This is a genomic window from Bacteroides sp. 2_2_4 (assembly GCF_000157055.1).
In the GTDB taxonomy this organism is placed as follows: Bacteria; Bacteroidota; Bacteroidia; order Bacteroidales; family Bacteroidaceae; genus Bacteroides; species Bacteroides ovatus.
In genome coordinates, this window is record NZ_EQ973364.1 from 172,720 (window position 1) to 192,899 (window position 20,180).

General features: G+C 41.0%; 9 protein-coding genes. All 9 read left to right on the plus strand.

Annotated features, from left to right (window positions below):
• The first annotated feature begins 789 nt into the window (after positions 1 to 789).
• The gene (locus BSCG_RS07495; protein ID WP_008776735.1) at positions 790 to 1,062 is read left to right on the plus strand and encodes a hypothetical protein; all 273 of its coding nucleotides are present in this window, start codon (positions 790 to 792) and stop codon (positions 1,060 to 1,062) included.
• A 164-nt stretch (positions 1,063 to 1,226) separates the two neighbouring features.
• On the plus strand, positions 1,227 to 5,186 hold the full coding sequence (locus tag BSCG_RS07490) for a helix-turn-helix domain-containing protein (RefSeq protein ID WP_004311033.1): 3,960 nt from the start codon (positions 1,227 to 1,229) through the stop codon (positions 5,184 to 5,186).
• A 282-nt stretch (positions 5,187 to 5,468) separates the two neighbouring features.
• The gene (locus BSCG_RS07485; protein WP_004311032.1) at positions 5,469 to 8,606 is read left to right on the plus strand and encodes a SusC/RagA family TonB-linked outer membrane protein; all 3,138 of its coding nucleotides are present in this window, start codon (positions 5,469 to 5,471) and stop codon (positions 8,604 to 8,606) included.
• A gap of 27 nt (positions 8,607 to 8,633) precedes the next feature.
• Positions 8,634 to 10,259 (plus strand): RagB/SusD family nutrient uptake outer membrane protein, encoded by a 1,626-nt coding sequence (locus BSCG_RS07480; protein WP_004311031.1) that lies wholly within the window; start codon positions 8,634 to 8,636, stop codon positions 10,257 to 10,259.
• Positions 10,260 to 10,566: 307 nt separating this feature from the next.
• A complete protein-coding gene (locus tag BSCG_RS07475) occupies positions 10,567 to 12,852 on the plus strand; it encodes a GH92 family glycosyl hydrolase (RefSeq protein WP_008776737.1) in 2,286 nt (761 codons plus the stop codon).
• A gap of 6 nt (positions 12,853 to 12,858) precedes the next feature.
• Positions 12,859 to 15,201 (plus strand): GH92 family glycosyl hydrolase, encoded by a 2,343-nt coding sequence (locus BSCG_RS07470; RefSeq protein ID WP_008776738.1) that lies wholly within the window; start codon positions 12,859 to 12,861, stop codon positions 15,199 to 15,201.
• A 13-nt stretch (positions 15,202 to 15,214) separates the two neighbouring features.
• Positions 15,215 to 16,012 (plus strand): basic secretory family protein, encoded by a 798-nt coding sequence (locus BSCG_RS07465; protein ID WP_008776739.1) that lies wholly within the window; start codon positions 15,215 to 15,217, stop codon positions 16,010 to 16,012.
• Between the two features lie 8 nt (positions 16,013 to 16,020).
• The gene (locus BSCG_RS07460) at positions 16,021 to 18,378 is read left to right on the plus strand and encodes a GH92 family glycosyl hydrolase (protein ID WP_008776740.1); all 2,358 of its coding nucleotides are present in this window, start codon (positions 16,021 to 16,023) and stop codon (positions 18,376 to 18,378) included.
• A gap of 103 nt (positions 18,379 to 18,481) precedes the next feature.
• Positions 18,482 to 20,180: glycoside hydrolase family 97 catalytic domain-containing protein (locus BSCG_RS0127655; protein ID WP_032849648.1), on the plus strand; the 1,699-nt coding region annotated here is incomplete at its 3' end.

Genomic DNA, 20,180 nt, shown 5'->3' on the forward strand with positions numbered 1-20,180 from the left:
TCCAATAGTAAACTTCTCTTTTGTTATTTACAAACTTAAAATGCAAGCTTCATTTTTATAAATGCAAGTTTTGTTTTTAAAAACGGAACCTTTGTTTTTATAAATGAAGCTTGCATTTATAGATTGGAAGGGATGAAAAGCAACTTTACTGTTAATAAAAAGAAAGTTTGGACTTAATCAAGAGCAACTTTTCTATTAATAGATTACATGAGAAGTAAGCAGTATTGAGAGGAAACTAATCTATATAGCTTACTTCTCTACTTCGTTAGAATAGATACGCCACAAGAATATCAATTGATATACAAAACTTTATAGGTCTTATATCAATGATAAACACATGGCTTAATTATACAGAATTGATATATGAAAAGCACAATTGAGGGAAAATTGTAGTATATTTGTACTGTTCTTTGAGGCGTCTTTATTATTAAGGAAGCGTTTAGTGCTTTTTCTCAAGTGCGAATCTGGACAATTCGAGCTGTGTTGAGGAAATAAACAAAACGTTCTTCCTTTGGTTTGTATGTTGCATCTAGGTACTGATATACAGTCAAGGGCGTGAGCTGTTTTTGCTTGTATCCAACACAGAGGTAGTTCAGAACCTGCACTTGGATATAAGTTTAGCGGTCTCGCGCTTCTTTTGTGTATACACTTCTGTTGAGACTAGGAAGGAACTAATAAATTGAAAAACATACAAACAGTACAAGTGTTGCCAGTAATGTTGCTAATGTCCGTAACAGTATCAGCAAGAGACCTAACAGGTTTTGAACAGCTTATTGATAAACGTACGACATGAAAATAAAACTGATTGCATTATTTATAATGATGGGATCGTTGGCTGCCGTAGCTGATAATGATACTTATTTCTTTCCAAAAGTAGATTATGGTTCAGTGTTCGTTGTTCAAACAGCCGATGGATTCTTGTATCAGATAATTTTAATTGGCAGGATTTTTTTCCGGTGTGGGGTGGTGAGACGGAGGCAAAGATTGGCTGTTTCGCGGATGGGAATTGGCAAGAATGAAAGAGGCGGAATCCTTGGATTGTGCGAATTAGTAGTGAAGTAGTTGCTGAAAAATAGAGGTACTTGATAAAATAGAGTTGCATTTTCCGTATAAAAACGTATCTTTGTGTAAAGAGAATTAAAGACATCGATTATTAATGGCTATTTTCTTTCGCACTACGAAACAGAACATATAAGCGATTGCCTGATATTTAATAGATGATATTAATGATTAACACAATGAAAATACGCTTGATTTTGTCTTTTGTTTTATTGATTTATTCATTGGTCTGTCAAGCAGATGGCGGTAAAGATTCATATATCTTCCGGAAAGTAGATTATCAGCAAGGATTATCCAATAGTGCTGTGCTTTGTCTTTTTCAAGACAATACAGGGTTGATGTGGTTTGGTACATACGATGGTGTCAATTGTTATGATGGCCGAAACATGGAAGTTTTTCGTTCTGATTTTTCAGCCCCCAAAGCTTTGAGTAATAATGTAATCCATTCTATTCAGCAGGCAGATAATAATTGTTTGTGGATTTCTACACATTTGGGTATCAATCGTCTTTCACAGGATTCGCGGCAAGTTGTCGGATATTATGACTTTACAGATGATTATTATCTACATTCCAATTCTAAAGGAAACACATGGGTGGTGAGTCATGGTGGAATTTTCTACTATAATACATCTTATAAACGATTTGTACAGATTAAGAATCTGAAAGTACCCGTAGAAGATATGGATAAACGGGCATTCGTAACGGATGATGGTGTTTTGTGGATTTTCACTCAACAAACAGGGGAGCTGTTACAGGTTTCGCAGGATGCTTTTGATTGTGACACATTATCAATTCATTCAACTGTTTCATCTACTGATTTTCATGCGAAACCTATTGAAGATGTCTTTTATCAGAATGGCGTTCTTTGTTTTATCGATAGTGAGCATGATCTTTATGTTTATGATATTTCCCGACAATCTAAAATTTATATTCGTAACCTTTCTTCATTAGTGCAGAAGAATGGAACTATTGCAGGAATAGCCCTTTTCTATGAAGATATTATTATTGGTTTTCGAACGAATGGGTTAGTCCGTCTCCGTACTTCACAAAAATATAAAGAAGAAGTGGTCGACCGGAATGTACGTATATATAGTATTTATCGAGATCCTCATCAGAATGTCTTATGGGTTGCTTCGGACGGACAAGGAACGATTATGTATGCTAAGAAATATTCTATTGCCACCAATTTGATGCTCAATCAACTGTCATCTAACTTAAGCAGGCAGGTACGTTCTGTTATGACAGACGATAGTGGTGGACTATGGTTCGGGACGAAAGGTGATGGACTGCTGCATATACCGGATTATCGTGAGAATGAGGAGGCTTCTGCCGTTACAGTTTACTCTCCTGAAGGAAAGCAAAATGTTGTGTCTTATATACGATGGAATAAAGAATTTCCTGTTTATAAATTGGTTCAAAGCCGTTATATGGATGGCTTTTGGATAGGATCTGGAGATCCGGGACTATTTTACTATTCTTTTGAAGACAAAGCTTTGCATTCTGTGGAGAATCTGCCGGCACAACCCACCGAGATACATGGCATTTATGAGGAAAATGATAGTGTACTTTATGTGGTGACAGCCGGTTCCGGTTTTCATAAATTAATACTTGAGAAGCAGGCAGGTACCATTCGTTTCAAGTCGCAGAAAAGTTATCATTTTTTTCACGGTCAGCGAGAAATTACGATGTTCTATCCAATGTTGCCCGAAGGGGATTCTATTTTGTGGCTTGGCAGTCGGGAGAAAGGACTCGTACGGTTTGATAAGCGGACTGAAGAATATAAAGTGATTTCTTTGAAAGAAATGCTTCATAAGTCGGTAGACGATGTGCTCAGCCTGTATCGGACCAAAGAAGGGTTGTTATATGTAGGGACAACATCAGGATTGGTATGTTTGAATTCTAATGGCAAACAGATGAAAGCTACCTATATCGGACGGGAGCAAGGTTTGCTCAATGATATGATTCATGGTGTACTTGAAGATGAGAACGGACTCTTATGGCTTGGTACGAATCGGGGGCTGATTAAATATAATCCGATAAATGGCTCATCACATGCCTACTTTTACAGTGCAGGTGTTCAAATCGGTGAGTTTAGTGATGATGCTTATTACATGTGTCCATATACACAGGAGCTTTTTTTCGGTGGGATTGACGGGTTGCTTTATTTGGATAAAGAGGTGCAGGCTGCTCCGGAATTTTATCCGGATATTTTGTTACGTAAGTTGACTGTTGGACATACGCAAGTGGTTCAGGGGGATGGAGATTACTATACAGACGATGGTAAGGCATTACAGTTGAAGGGGACGGAGGTTTCATTTGCACTTTCTTTTGTTGTTCCGGATTTTTTATCAGGAGAAGATATAGAATATTCTTACCAGTTGGAAGGATATGATAAGGATTGGACCTCTTTTAGTAGTATTAATGAAGCCTCATATACAGGAGTGCCGGCAGGTGATTATATCTTTAAGGTACGCTATAAGAGGGATGTATTTGATACAGAATATCGGCATTTTTCTATTCCGGTATATATCCTTTCTCCCTGGTATCGATCGGTGGCGGCTTATTTTGTTTATTTGATCATTTTTTTGTTGTTGTTAGGGTACGTGATATATTTGCTACGTAAAAACTACCTTCAGGAACGGATGATGAAAACACTGATGGGGACAGAAAGTTGCCGGAAATCCGAGACTGTATATACAAACCGTAGGATGCTTGAAGATTTTACTCTTATTTATAATTATTGTGACCAATTGCGTGCAGAGAATCTTTCTTATGAGCAATGTCTTGAGAAAGTGTCACTGATACGCGAAACTGTGATGAGCGCACTTCTTAATCCTGACGCTCTGTTTTTGGAAGAACTTAAACAATTCTTTCCGGATCGGTTTATTGTTTCTGCGCGTATGAGTATACAGGGAGTTTCTCAAGAGGTGTTGCGTACGTTGGAAGAACAAGGGATTGATCATTCTTCTATATCGTCAATGATTCCGGAACACTTAACATTTCCAGTTTACAAGAATGCGTTATACAGTATTCTTTATTGCTGCTATCTCCGGATTACTGAAATGAAGGGTACTCATGGCGTAATAGTAGAAATGTCAGAACAGGATGGTAAGATGCAGCTACATTTTTCTTCTAAAGATGCTACTGCGAAAGCGTTGTATGAATATCTTTCAGATAAAGCTTCTTCAGTGACGGAGAAAGATTCCGATCATGTGTTTGTTGTGCATTTACTTTTAGGTTTTGTACGGTCAGCTTTGGAACGTATTCATGCCGTTCTTCGTTATGATGATGATGAGAGTGGTAGTCGGTTGACGATTATCTTTGAACCGGCGGTCTTGACAGTAGCAGGTGAACAAGGGAAAAAAACTGTGCTTTTGTTGGAAGACAGAGATGAAATGACTTGGTTGATTAGTAATTTCCTGGCTGATGAATACGTGGTTCATCAAGTAAAGAGTGTGCAGCTTGCTTTTGACGAAATTCGTCGGTCGGCTCCGGCTCTATTATTAGTGGATATGACAATGTATGCCAATGCTGAAAGTACTTTTATGGAGTATGTTAGCCGGAATCGTACTCTGCTTTCAAAGACAGCTTTTATTCCATTGTTAACCTGGAAAGTTGGTTCGGCCATTCAGCGGGAACTGATCTTGTGGTCTGATTCTTATATTGTACTTCCTTATGATATATTATTCTTGCGGGAAGTTGTCCATAATGCTATTTATGGAAAGCGGGAAGCGAAGCAGATATATATGGAGGAACTGGGAGATTTGGCGGGACAGATTGTCTGTACAACTACCGAACAAGCTGATTTTATTCGTAAATTGTTAAAGGTGATTGAAGAAAACCTGGACAAGGAAGAACTGGGCTCAACGTTGATCGCTGATCGTATGGCAATGAGTTCCCGTCAGTTCTATCGTAAATTCAAGGAAATTTCCAATACTGCTCCCGGTGATTTAATAAAGAGTTACCGTATGGAAAAGGCAGCCCGCCTGTTACTTGATGAAGAACTTTCTATTCAAGATGTTATTATGGAGGTCGGTATTTCCAGCCGGTCTTATTTTTATAAAGAGTTTACCCGTCGGTTCGGGATGACACCGAAAGATTATCGGGAACAGCGAAAGGTATGCTGATTGTCAGGTTAAATTCTTTCGTATAGGTGATTAGTTGGGAAACATTATTATTTATTTGTTTGTCACAACCTTGTGCTCTAAATTCCTTTTGTCGATTTTATTGTATTGATTATTAGTGTGTTAATCTGTGCTCTAATTTACCATTCTGTGCTTTAGATATGTGTCTTTATTTTGCCGTTTTTTTGGCAAGGTAGAGCATTGGACTTTTATTCGAATAGCCTTTATTTGCAACAATCTTTTTAAAGGGAATTAACCTTATTACTAATCAAATTTAAAGGAATTATGAATGAAAAACTAAAGTATCTTACCTTATTTGTAATAGGTATGATGTTGAGTTTGGGCATGAATGCTCAATCTGTAAAATCAATCTCCGGTACGGTAACCGATGATCAGGGAGAGGCGGTTATCAGTGGTACGGTGAAAGTTAAAAACGGTAGTACAGGAACAATCACTGACATTAACGGTAAATACACTCTCTCTGTTCCTTCCAATGCCACCTTGGTGTTTTCGTATATTGGTTATATCACACAAGAATTTAAAGTCTCGGAATTAAAGAGTAATGTTCTGAACGTAGTTCTGCAATCGGATACGAAAGCACTGGACGAAGTAGTCGTTGTAGGTTATGGTACCATGCGCAAATCAGACTTGACGGGTTCCATTTCCACAGCCAAAGGTAAAGACATGCTGAAAGCACAATCATTCAATGCGCTTGACGGATTGAAGGGTAAAGTGGCCGGTGTGAATATCTTCTCTAATACCGGTCAGCCGGGTGGAGAATCGCGTGTCATCATTCGTGGTATTTCTACTATCAACGCGTCGGCATCACCGCTGTACGTAGTAGATGGAGTGGTGATGTCAAACTTCGAATTGCTTAATCCGAATGATATCGAATCTATCGAAGTATTGAAAGATGCTTCCTCTGCTGCCATCTATGGTGCCCGTGGTGCGAATGGTGTTATCATGGTGACTACCAAGCGCGGTAATGCAGGAAAAGGAGTCCATGTTTCCTATGATGGTTCATTGTCTATCGGTAAGATGGCTAGAAAAATAGATGTAATGGATGCTAACGAATGGATGTCTACCTTCAAGCAGGGATTGGAAAATGCCAACGAATTTCAAGGCAAGAACTTCACAACTGATCTGTCACAGATATTCACAGACGAACGTTTGTTCAATGCAGACGGTTCTCCGAAATATAATACCAACTGGCAGGATGAAGCATCCCGCACTGCCATCTCTCATAACCATCAGATCAGTATCCAACGTACAGGAGAAGGATCTTCTATCGGAGCATTCATCAATTATACCGATCAACAGGGTATTTTGTTGAATTCTTACTTCAAACGTATCAATGCAAAATTGGCGTATGATGACAAACCGACTGATTGGCTGTCTACTTCCGCTAATTTATTAGTAAATCATACTTGGGGTAATAGAACTTCTGATAACCCTTACGGACAAGGCGCATTGCGTACGATGATCGAACAGTTGCCTTTCTTACCGGTTAAGCTGGATGGTGAATATACGCAGACGAACATTATTAATACAAGCTCTATTCTCAATAATCAGACTGATCCTAATAGCGGAAAACAAGGATTCAGCCCGGAAGGTGTAGGTAATCCCGTTGAGTTGCTCGAACGGATGCAGGCTATGCAATATCGTACGCAGATTTTTGGTAATGCTGCTTTGACTTTCCATCTCATGAAAGGATTGGATTTGAAGACCCAGTTCGGTATCGACTACCACAATAATCGTGATGCTAACTATACGCCGTTCACTCCGCGTCCGATGATTAATCAAAGTTCCGAGGGAGCAGCTTCTGCAAATAACTCCAACTCTTTGTATTGGCAGGAAGAAACCTATTTGACTTATGTGAAAGATATAAACAAACATCACATTAATGCAATGGCGGGTATGTCTTGGCAAGAGTATAATTATACCAAATTCGAAGCTTCCGACAGTAAGTATATTGATGACTTCTACGGATATTATAATTTAGGTTCCGGAACGAACCGTCCTTCTGTAGGCAATGATTACGACAAGTGGGCGATGAACTCTTATTTCTTGCGTCTGGCATATTCTTATGACAACAAGTATATGGCTACCGTAACCGGTCGTTATGATGGCTCTTCCAAATTCGGACAGAACAATAAATATGCATTTTTCCCGTCAGTCGGCTTGGGTTGGATGATTTCTAATGAAGACTTTTTGAAAGATAACTCATTGATCAGCAAGCTGAAATTACATACTTCTTACGGTCTGACAGGTAATTCGGAAATTGGTACATATAAATCATTGGCTACGGTGAGCCAGTCGAATACGATCATTGGTGATGCTCTGCATGTAGTGTCTTATCTGGACAATATGCCTAATCCGGACCTGAAATGGGAAAAGACAGGACAGTGGGACTTAGGATTCGAGTTGGGTTTATTCAATAACAGACTGAATTTCGATATTTCCTATTATTATAAGTATACTTCGGATTTGTTGCTCGACCGTCCGGTTCCTGAATCAACAGGTTACTCTTCCATTATGGATAATATTGGAGCCGTTTCCAATCGTGGTGTAGATATTCTGGTTACAGCATATCCTATTCAGACACATGATTTCCAGTGGACTTCCACTCTTAATTTAGGTTTCAACAAAAACCGTGTAGAGAAGTTGGATGAAAGTGCATCTGTTGATCCTGTCACCGGTAAGCGTCAGATTACGACCGACGGTTTTGTGGGTTACGATATGTTGATTCGTGAAGGTGAAGAGCTTTCCTCTTTCTATGGTTATAAGCGTGCCGGTATTTACGATGGTATTCCGTCTAACTGGGATCCGGAGACAATGAACATACCTTCCACTATTGGTGAAAAGGTAACTTATAAGAAACGCGAAATTATCGGTAACGGATTACCTGACTGGATGGGCTCATTCATCAATACCTTCAATTATAAAGGATTTGATTTGACTTTAGACTTCCAGTTTACATGGGGGGTGGACGTGATGCAAGAATATTATCACTCTACTGTAGCCCGTTTCCTAACTAACGGTATAGACCGTCTTTATAAGGAAGCATGGCATCCAACTCTCAATCCGTCGGGTAAAGAACAGGCAATTCGTCTGAATAACTTTGGTCAGGGAGCTAATAACCAGGCAGATGATGACTGGGTTTGCAATGGTTCTTATTTGCGTTGTAACATGATTCAGCTCGGATATACCTTCAATCCGACACTGATTAAGAAGATCGGTCTGTCTTCATTGCGTTTGTATGCGAATGTGAATAACGCATTCCTGATTACTTCTAAGGACTATAACGGATATGATCCGGATAACTCATCTCGTTTAGGTGACAACAAATGGGGGGCTAACCGCCAATTCTTCACCTATCCGCGTCCGAGAACGTTTACGTTCGGTCTTAATGTAGCATTTTAATTCACCGTTATAAAAACTATAAGAATTATGAAACTATTAAAAGTATATATATCTGCATTTTGTATGTGTTCACTTTCTGTGTTGCTGAATTCATGCGACGATTTCCTGAAAGAAGAACCATTGGATATGAAGTCATCTGACCAATTCTGGAAGACGAAAGCTGATGCGGAGTCGGGTGTGAACGCATTGTATTTCGGTGGTGTACCTTATTTACACAACACTGATGTAGGCGGTGGCTGGACTCCTAAAGCGACAATGTGGGGTGGTATTGTGTCCGGATTGTACGTTGATAAGCGTAAGGATAGAACATTTACTACGGCATCCGAAGGGTGTAATTTCAATATTGAATCTTTTGATGATATTGCAATGAAATACTGGCATGAGTTTTATAAAGGTATTTCACGTGCCAACTTTGTTATTGCCAATATTCCGACAATGACCGGTGTGCTGGATGAAGCTACTATTAATAATTATGTGGCTCAAGGTAAATTCTTCCGTGCATATGGATATTTCTGGCTGGTCAAAGAATTTGGTGGTGTTCCTTATATTTCAGAACCTTACACATCTACAGAAGGTATGTACAAAGAACGTCTTTCTGCTGAAGAGGTTTATAAGAAAATTGAAGCCGACTTGCTGGATATTGTCAACGGGGATGCATTGCCGAATAAAACGTTTTATGATAATGGCTGTTATGTCACTAGGGCAATGGCGCAGACTTTGCTGGCACAAGTTTATTTGCAATGGGCTGGTGCACCGTTAAACGGTGGAACAGACTATTATGGAAAAGCAGCGCAGATGGCTTTGAAAGTGATCAATGATAGTCCTCACGAACTTATTCATCCAAATGGAACGACTGATGATTTGAGCTCGGCATATAATGTAATCAAGACTACGAAAAGTTCTGCAGAAATCATTTATGCTAAAGAATATAATTATAGTGATTATAGTGTAGGTAACTCTTATGCTTGTCGTTCTATTGGTACAGATGCTTTCCAATGGGGAGTGTTCCATCCGGGAGGAGACGTGCTGTATAATGCATACCTTCCCTGTGATATGTTGCTTAACAGCTATGCCTCTAATGATATTCGAGGACATGAGAAACAGTTCTTCTTTAAGAAATATACCGATGCTGCAGGAAAGACTTATACTTTGAACAATGCAGGCAACTGGGCGTGGTTTGATGAAAATGCTTTGATTAGCGGTCACGACGGTGATTATAATATGCCGGTATTCCGTTTTGCGGAAGTCTTGCTGATTGCGGCCGAAGGTCTGGCACGTACAAATCATGAAGATAATGCTGTCGGTGGAGCTAAATATTATCTCAATCAAGTGCGTAAACGTGCTGGATTGGCAGATGAGACGGCTACAGGAAATGATTTAATACAATCGATTTTGACTGAACGTTTACATGAGTTACCGTTGGAATTTAAGATTTGGGACGACATTCGCCGTACTCGTTTGTATCCGGAAGCATCTACAGAATCAGGAAAATTGAAATGGACTGCTCTTGCATCGGCTCAAATCCAAAACAAGCCAGATGGAAGCACAAGAGCCGGTGCCATTCCTGAATATGCTTTGTTATGGCCTATCCCGTTAGATGAAATTCAGGCTAATCCTGCGTTGGAAGGACATCAGAACCCGGGATGGAATTAATTAGGTAATAATAAATATTTGTTTCTGATAGAATTGGAGAGAGGGTAAAGGCTAATTATCCTCTCTCTATTGCTTAAACGGTTAGTCTTTCGGTTGTACTCTCATTGTATACACATAAATATTATGTTTTGATTCTCAGTTGTTTAACTTGTACTCTCGTTGACACTCGTTTCCTTTGGTTGACTATACTGCTATTTTTTCTTATTTTGGCGTATCAGAGGACTGATAATTGCTGAAAGATGCTTTAATTTGTAACATAAATAAAAAAGACTTGATAATCTAGTATTAATAGTTTAATTCGTAGACCATGAACAAAAAGAAACTACTATCTTTCGCAATAGCCCTGCTATTGGGAGTTTCCTCTACCTTTGCACAAAAGCAACCGGTAGACTATGTGAATCCTTTAATGGGGACTGATTCGAAAATATCACTATCCAATGGAAATACATATCCCGCCATTGCGTTGCCTTGGGGAATGAATTTTTGGATGCCACAAACCGGAAAGATGGGTGACGGTTGGGCTTACACTTATGCATCCGACAAAATCAGAGGTTTCAAGCAAACCCATCAGCCCAGTCCGTGGATCAATGACTACGGTCAGTTTTCAATCATGCCGATGACTAAACAGTTGAAGATTGATCAGGATAGTCGTGCTTCCTGGTTCTCTCACAAAGCAGAGAAAGCCACTCCTTATTATTATAGTGTTTATTTGTCAGAGTATGACATGACAACTGAAATAGCTCCGACAGAACGTTGTGCACATTTTCGTTTCACTTTCCCTGAAACCTCCGATGCCTATGTGGTAATAGATGCTTTCGATCGTGGTTCGTATGTGAAGGTGATTCCCGAAGAAAATAAAATAGTTGGTTATACGACACGCAATAGTGGCGGTGTTCCTCAAAACTTTAAAAATTACTTTGTGATAGAGTTCGACAAGCCTTTTACTTTCAATAAAGTATGGGCAGACTATCATTTGGTTGAAACACATCTCGAACTACAATCCAATCACGTGGGTGCTGCTATCGGATTTTCGACGAAAAAAGGAGAACAAGTGCATGCAAAAGTGGCATCCTCATTCATCAGCCCCGAACAGGCGGAACTGAACTTGAAGGAAATTGGTAATAAGACTTTTGAACAGACAAAAGAGGCCGGTCGTAAGGCATGGAACAATGTCTTGGGGCGTATCAAGGTTGAAGACAGCGATGAGAACCGTATGCGTACGTTCTACTCTTGCTTGTATCGTTCGGTGTTGTTTCCCCGTATGTTTTACGAGGTAAACGGTAAGGGAGAAACTGTGCATTACAGCCCCTATAATGGTGAAATCCGTTCGGGATATATGTTTACCGACACTGGATTCTGGGATACTTTCCGTTGCTTGTTTCCATTTGTTAATTTGATATATCCTTCAATGGGTGAGAAGATGCAGGAAGGCCTGTTGAATACCTATCTTGAAAGTGGATTCTTTCCTGAATGGGCAAGCCCGGGCCATCGTGGTTGTATGGTTGGGAACAATTCAGCTTCTGTAGTGGCGGATGCCTTCATGAAGAATGTAACCAAAGCGGATGCAGAAAAAATGTACGAAGGCCTACTGAAAGGGGCCAATAGCGTACATCCGAAAGTTTCTACTACCGGACGCCGTGGATATGAATATTATAACAAACTGGGCTATGTGCCATACGATGTGAAAATTAATGAGAATGCGGCACGCACATTGGAATATGCATACGATGACTGGTGCATTTACCGTATGGGTGAAAAATTAGGCCGTCCGGCAGAAGAACTGGATGTTTATAAGAAAAGGAGTCAGAACTACCGTAATCTGTTCGATCCGGAAACTAAGTTGATGCGGGGAAAGAATTCCGACGGAACTTTCCAGACTCCTTTCAATCCTTTTAAATGGGGAGATGCCTTTACGGAAGGAAATAGTTGGCATTATACATGGTCGGTATTCCACGATGTACAAGGACTGGTTGACCTGATGGGCGGCAAGAAGATGTTTGTCAGTATGCTTGATTCTGTATTCAATCTTCCTCCTGTATTTGATGATAGCTATTATGGAGGAGTGATTCACGAGATTCGTGAAATGGAAATTGCTAACATGGGTAACTATGCACATGGCAACCAACCTATCCAGCACATGATCTACTTGTATAACTATGCCGGCGAACCGTGGAAAGCCCAATATTGGTTGCGTGAGACGATGAACCGCCTCTATCTTCCTACTCCGGACGGTTATTGTGGAGATGAAGATAACGGTCAGACTTCGGCTTGGTATGTATTTACTGCATTGGGATTTTATCCGGTATGTCCGGGCAGCAATGAATATGTGATGGGAGCTCCTTACTTTAAGAAAGCAACGATTACACTGGAGAACGGCAAGAAATTGGAAATCTCCGCCCCGAAGAATAACGATGATAATCGTTATATTCGTTCATTGAATTATAATGGCAAGAATTATACAAAGAATTATCTGAACCATTTCGATCTGTTGAAAGGCGGTCGTCTGGTGTTTGATATGGATAACAAACCGAATAAGGGAAGAGGTATCAACGAATCAGACTTCCCGTATTCATTCTCTCGTGACGCAAAGTAAGCTGATATGAATAATTTGAGAAAGAAAGTATTGATGATGACTATGGCGGCAGTAACTTTGTCCGCCATAGCTCAACAGCCGGTAGACTATGTGAATCCGATTATCGGGACCAATGGGATGGGGCACACTTTTCCCGGTGCTTGCACTCCTTTCGGATGGGTACAGTTGAGTCCGGACACAGACACAATTCCGCATAATATAAATGGAGCTTATCAGAAAAATGCCTACGAGTATTGTGCTGGTTACCAATATAGGGACAAGACCATTGTTGGCTTCAGTCACACTCATCTTAGTGGTACGGGACATTCTGACTTGGGAGACATCTTGTTGATGCCTGCTGTTGGCGATGTGAAGTTAAATCCCGGTCGGGCGGATTATCCGGAAGAGGGATACCGTTCACGTTTTGACCATGCTACAGAAAAAGCTGTTCCCGGATATTATGAAGTGATACTGGACGATTATGGCATTAAGGCCCAACTGACAGCAACACAACGGACGGGTATACATAAATATACCTTCCCGAAAGGAAAAGATGGTCATTTGATTTTGGATCTGGTGCATGGTATTTATAATTATGACGGCAAAGTTCTATGGGCCAATTTGAGAGTCGAAAACGATACTCTGTTGACCGGATATCGTATCACCAATGGATGGGCGCGTACGAATTATACCTATTTTGCTATCTCTTTGTCACAGCCGATTAAAGACTACGGATATAAGGATAAGGAAAAAGTATTGTACAATGGCTTTTGGCGTCGTTTTAAGTTGGAAAAGAACTTCCCCGAAATCACAGGTCGAAAAATCGTGGCTTACTTTAACTTCGATACCGCTAACAATTCGGAACTGGTTGTAAAAGTGGCATTGTCGGCAGTCAGTACGGAAGGGGCCATTAAGAATCTGCATGCCGAGGCTTCCGGAAAGAGTTTCGAACAGTTGGCGGAAGCTGCTCGTACAGATTGGAATAGTGAACTGGAGCATTTCGAGATCGAAGGTACGCCCGATCAGAAAGCAATGTTCTATACTTCTCTTTACCACACCATGATTAATCCGTCTGTGTATATGGATGTAGACGGTTCCTATCGTGGGCTGGATCATAACATACACCGGGCGGAAGGATTCACCAACTATACTATATTTTCCCTTTGGGATACCTATCGTGCGGAACATCCTTTCCTGAACCTGGTGAAACCGGGACGCAATGCGGATATGGTGGAATCTATGATTAAACATGAGCAACAAAGCGTGCACGGAATGTTGCCGATATGGAGTCTGATGGGAAATGAAAACTGGTGTATGAGCGGTTATCATGCTGTGTCTGTACTGGCGGATGCAATAACCAAAGGCGTCTTTTCGAATGTGGATGAGGCATTGGCGGCAATGGTCAGTACATCCACCGTTCCGTATTATGAAGGTATAGCTGATTATATGAAGCTGGGATATATTCCGCTTGACAAAAGTGGTACAGCAGCCTCTTCTACTTTGGAGTATGCATACGACGATTGGACTATCTATCAGACAGCTTTGAAGGCAGGTAACAAGGAAATAGCGGAGACTTACCGAAAGCGTGCCCTCAATTATCGTACTATCTATGATACAAGTATTGGTTTTGCACGTCCCCGTTATAGTGACGGTTCTTTCAAGAAAGAGTTTGATGTATTGCAAACCTATGGTGAAGGTTTTATCGAAGGCAATTCATGGAATTTCTCTTTTCATGTGCCGCACGATGTATTTGGCATGATCGACTTGATGGGAGGAGAAGGGACGTTCGTGCAGAAACTGGATGAACTGTTCTCCATGCATCTGCCGGAGAAGTACTATGAGCATAATGAGGATATTACGGAAGAATGTTTGGTCGGCGGATATGTGCATGGTAATGAACCGAGCCACCATGTTCCTTATCTATATGCGTGGACTTCCCAGCCGTGGAAATCACAGTACTGGCTGCGTGAGATTCTGAATAAGATGTATAAGAATGATATTAACGGATTGGGTGGAAATGATGATTGCGGACAGATGTCAGCATGGTACCTTTTCTCCGTGATGGGCTTCTATCCGGTTTGTCCTGGTACAGACCAGTATGTATTGGGAGCGCCCTACCTGCCTTATCTGAAGATGACGCTTCCTAATGGAAAGACATTGGAGATCAAAGCGCCGGGTGTCAGCGATAAGAAACGTTACGTGCAGTCGCTGAAATTGAACGGTAAGGTATACGACAAGATGTACATTACACATGAAGACATTTTGAAAGGAGGCGTGCTTGAATTCAAGATGGGGGCGTCACCTAACAAACGTCGCGGATTATCACCGGAGGATAAACCTTATTCATTAACTAACGGAATCAACGAATAATCAATAAAGGAGTATGAAAAAGATACATTTAATCTATGCAGCCTGCCTGCTGGTAGGTATGGGGGCTTGTGCTGCAAGTGTGCAAAAACAGGTGAAGGATAATTCTGATGTATGGAAAGAGTACAATACAGGTGCTGTATTGTTTGAGGATAAAGCACCGGAAACGCTGGGATCGGACATTTACCACCGGATCATTCCCGATGCTGAATCGTATATCAAGGAACAGGCACGTACTGTATTAGCTACTCTTTACAATTCTCCGGAAGATAGTATTCCCGCAGTGCACAAGATACATTATACTTTGGAAGATATCAACGGTATTTCTGCGAAAGGTGGTGGTAATGGTGATGTGACGATTTTCTACAGTACACGTCACATTGAAAAATCTTTTGCAGCGAATGATACGGCGAAGTTGTTTTTTGAAACACGCGGGGTGCTCTTGCATGAATTGACGCACGCATATCAGCTGGAGCCACAGGGAATCGGCTCTTATGGAACCAATCGTGTGTTCTGGGCATTTATCGAGGGAATGGCAGATGCTGTGCGGGTTGCCAATGGAGGATTTGACGGACCGAATGCCCGTCCGAAAGGTGGAAATTATATGGATGGATACCGTACGGCGGGTTATTTCTTCGTGTGGTTACGTGACAACAAAGATCCTGAATTCCTGCGTAAGTTTAACCGGAGTACATTGGAGGTTATCCCTTGGTCGTTTGATGGAGCTATCAAGCATGTTTTGGGAGACGAATATAATATTGATGAACTGTGGCATGAATATCAAGTTGCGGTAGGAGATGTACAAGCACAATAAGAATAAATATGGCTAGTAGATTGGGTAAAAAGAGATTGTTTTTGGTTTGGTCGTGTCTGGTGAGTATTTTGCCAGGCATGGCTCAAACCGAGAAACTGATTGATTATGTGAATCCATTTGTGGGAACAGATGGTTATGGTAATGTGTATCCGGGTGCGCAGATTCCTTTCGGAGGAATTCAGATGAGTCCGGACACGGATAGTAAATACTATGATGCGGCTTCCGGTTATAAATATAATCATTCCACCTTGTTGGGGTTCAGTCTGACTCATTTAAGCGGGACTGGTATACCTGATTTGGGAGACTTCTTGTTTATTCCCGGAACAGGAGAGATGAAACTGGATCCGGGGACACGTGAGGAGCCGGAAAAGGGATACCGTTCACGTTATTCTCATGAAAAGGAATGGGCATCACCTAATTATTATGCGGTGGAACTGGCAGATTATGAAGTAAAGGCTGAAATGACGTCAGGGGTACGTAGTGGTATGTTTCGCTTCACCTATCCTCAATCGGATAAAGCTTTTATTATGATCGATATGAACCATACTTTATGGCAATCTTGTGAATGGGCGAATCTGCGCATGGAAAATGATTCTACCATCACCGGATATAAACTGGTAAAAGGCTGGGGACCGGAACGGCATATCTATTTCACGGCTACTTTCTCTAAAAAGTTGACCGGCTTGCGCTTTATGCAGAATAAGAAGCCAGTGATTTACAATACCTCACGGTTTCGTAGCAGCTATGAGGCTTGGGGAAAGAATCTGATGGCTTGCATCTCTTTTGATACAAAAGCCGGAGAGGAAGTGATTGTAAAAACTGCTATTTCATCGGTCAGCACAAACGGGGCAAAAAACAATATGGCGGAACTTGCCGGACTCGCTTTCGATGACCTGAAAGCTAAAGGAGAAGCACTATGGGAAAAAGAACTTGGAAAATATACCCTTACTGCCGACCGTAAAACGAAAAGAACATTCTATACGTCGGCTTATCATGCGGCTTTGCATCCGTTCATCTTTCAGGATGCAGACGGGCAGTTTCGAGGATTAGATAAAAATATAGAAAAAGCCGAAGGATTTACCAACTATACGGTATTCTCTCTTTGGGATACCTACCGGGCTTTGCATCCCTGGTTCAATCTGGTTCAACAGGAAGTGAATGCCAATATTGCCAATTCCATGTTGGCTCATTATGATAAAAGTGTGGAGAAAATGCTGCCTATCTGGTCGTTTTATGGAAATGAGACTTGGTGTATGATTGGTTATCATGCAGTTTCCGTATTGGCTGACATGATTGTGAAGGGAGTAAAAGGGTTCGATTACGAACGTGCGTATGAGGCTATGAAGACCACGGCGATGAATCCGAATTATGACTGTTTGCCGGAATATCGTATGATGGGATATGTGCCTTTCGATAAAGAGGCGGAGTCAGTATCTAAGACATTGGAATATGCGTATGATGATTATTGCATGGCACAGGCTGCCAAGGCTTTGGGTAAAGAGGATGATTATCGTTATTTCTTGAATCGTGCACTCTCTTATCAGACTTTGATTGATCCGGAAACGAAGTATATGCGTGGCAAGGACAGTCAGGGAAACTGGCGTACACCGTTTACTCCGGTAGCTTATCAGGGACCCGGATCTGTAAATGGATGGGGGGATATTACGGAAGGCTTTACTGTACAATATACCTGGTACGTACCACAAGATGTACAAGGATATATGAACGAAGCTGGCGAAGATTGGTTCCGCAACCGGTTGGATGAACTGTTCACAGTAGAGTTGCCGGATGACATTCCGGGAGCACATGATATTCAAGGCCGTATCGGAGCCTATTGGCATGGAAATGAACCTTGCCATCATGTAGCGTATCTTTATAATTACTTGAAAGAACCTTGGAAATGTCAGAAGTGGGTCCGTACGATTGTTGACCGTTTCTATGGCGATACTCCGGATGCATTAAGTGGCAATGACGATTGCGGACAGATGTCGGCTTGGTATATGTTCAATTGCATTGGCTTTTACCCGGTGGCTCCTTCAAGCAATATGTATAACATCGGTTCTCCTTGCGTTGAGGCAATAACAGTTCGGATGAGCAACGGAAAAGTTATTGAAATGGTAGCAGATAATTGGTCGCCGAAGAATGTGTATGTAAAGGAATTGTATGTGAATGGCAAGAAGTATGACAAATCTTATTTGAAATATGAGGATATACGTGATGGCGTGAAACTACGTTTTGTCATGAGCAATAAACCGAACTATAAGCGTGCGGTATCAGATGAAGCAGTAGCTCCTTCTTTGTCGTTGCCTGGAAAGACAATGAAATATCAGGCTAATTTGATGAAAACGGGTATATCAAACCAGTGAAAATGACTTTTGAAGGAGTATTACCCAGTCCGTTTGATAGTACGAAGTGATGTTTTTATTACATTTGCCATTGTAAAACGATTATTAATTAAATATCTAAACCATGAGAAGATATTTCCTGTTAGTTGTGTGTTTGTGCTTGGCATCACTACTTCGTGCACAGAATAAGTTAGAGTTAATTTCTCCCAATGGAGAGCTGAAAGTGTTCTTGAATCTCTCGGATAAAATCTATTATAGTATAGATTATAACGGAGATGTATTGTTGAAGGACAATACCCTTCAGTTGACATTGAGGAATCAGGTGTTGGGACGAAATCCCAAACTGCGCCGTCAGAAACGTACGAGTGTCGACGAGCAATTAACTCCTATTGTTCCTTTGAAATATGCGAAAGTCAATAATCGTTATAATCAATTGCTACTGACCTTTAAAGATTATTCAGTAGAATTCCGTGCTTTTGACGATGGAGTTGCTTACCGGTTTATTACCTCACAAAAAGGTGATGTTGAAGTAATGAACGAAGAGTTTGCTATCAACTTCCCGTCGGATTATCTTCTTCACTTGCAACAACCGGGAGGCTTCCATACAGCTTATGAGGAACCTTACACACATGTTCAAAGTAATGCGTGGAAGCCTGAAGAACGGATAGCTGTTTTGCCGGTATTGATTGACACACAAAAAGACTATAAAATATTAATCAGCGAGTCGGATCTGGCTGATTATCCATGTATGTTTCTCAAAGGAACGGGGACGAACGGAGCAATCTCTGTTTTTCCTAAAGCTCCGCTTGCGTTTGCCGAAAACAGTGATCGTAGTGTGAAGATTACTCAAGAAGCTGATTACATTGCTAAAACAAAAGGTACGAGAAATTATCCTTGGCGTTACTTTGTGATAAGTAAAAATGATAAGCAGTTGATTGAGAATACAATGACTTATAAACTGGCTGAAAAGAATCAACTTCAGGATGTTTCATGGATTAAGCCGGGACAGGTGAGCTGGGAATGGTGGAATGACGCTTCTCCTTACGGACCGGATGTGAATTTTGTTTCCGGTTATAACTTGGATACTTATAAGTATTACATTGATTTTGCTTCTAAATTTGGTATTCCATATATCATTATGGATGAAGGCTGGGCTAAAAGTACACGTGATCCTTATACGCCTAATCCCAAAGTAGACTTGCACGAGTTGATCCGTTATGGCAAAGAAAAAAATGTAGGGATTGTGCTTTGGTTGACGTGGTTGACGGTAGAAAACAATTTTGATCTCTTCAAGACTTTCAATGAATGGGGAGTAAAAGGACTTAAGATTGATTTCATGGACAGAAGCGATCAGTGGATGGTCAACTTTTACGAACGGGTAGCCCGAGAAGCAGCCAAACATCATTTGTTTGTCGATTTTCATGGCTCTTTCAAACCTGCCGGACTGGAATATAAATATCCGAATGTGCTGTCTTACGAAGGAGTGCGTGGCATGGAACAAATGGGCGGTTGTTATCCGGATAATAGTCTATATTTACCGTTTATGCGTAATGCTGTCGGTCCGATGGATTATACTCCCGGAGCGATGATTAGTATGCAGCCTAATGTGTATCGGTCGGAACGTCCCAATGCTGCAAGTATCGGAACACGCGCTTATCAGTTGGCACTCTTTGTGGTTTTTGAAAGTGGTCTGCAGATGTTGGCGGATAATCCTACTCTTTATTATCGTAATGAAGATTGTACCCGTTTCATCACACAAGTTCCCGTAACGTGGGACGAGACTGTGGCACTGGAAGCTAAAGCAGGTGAATATGTCATTGTAG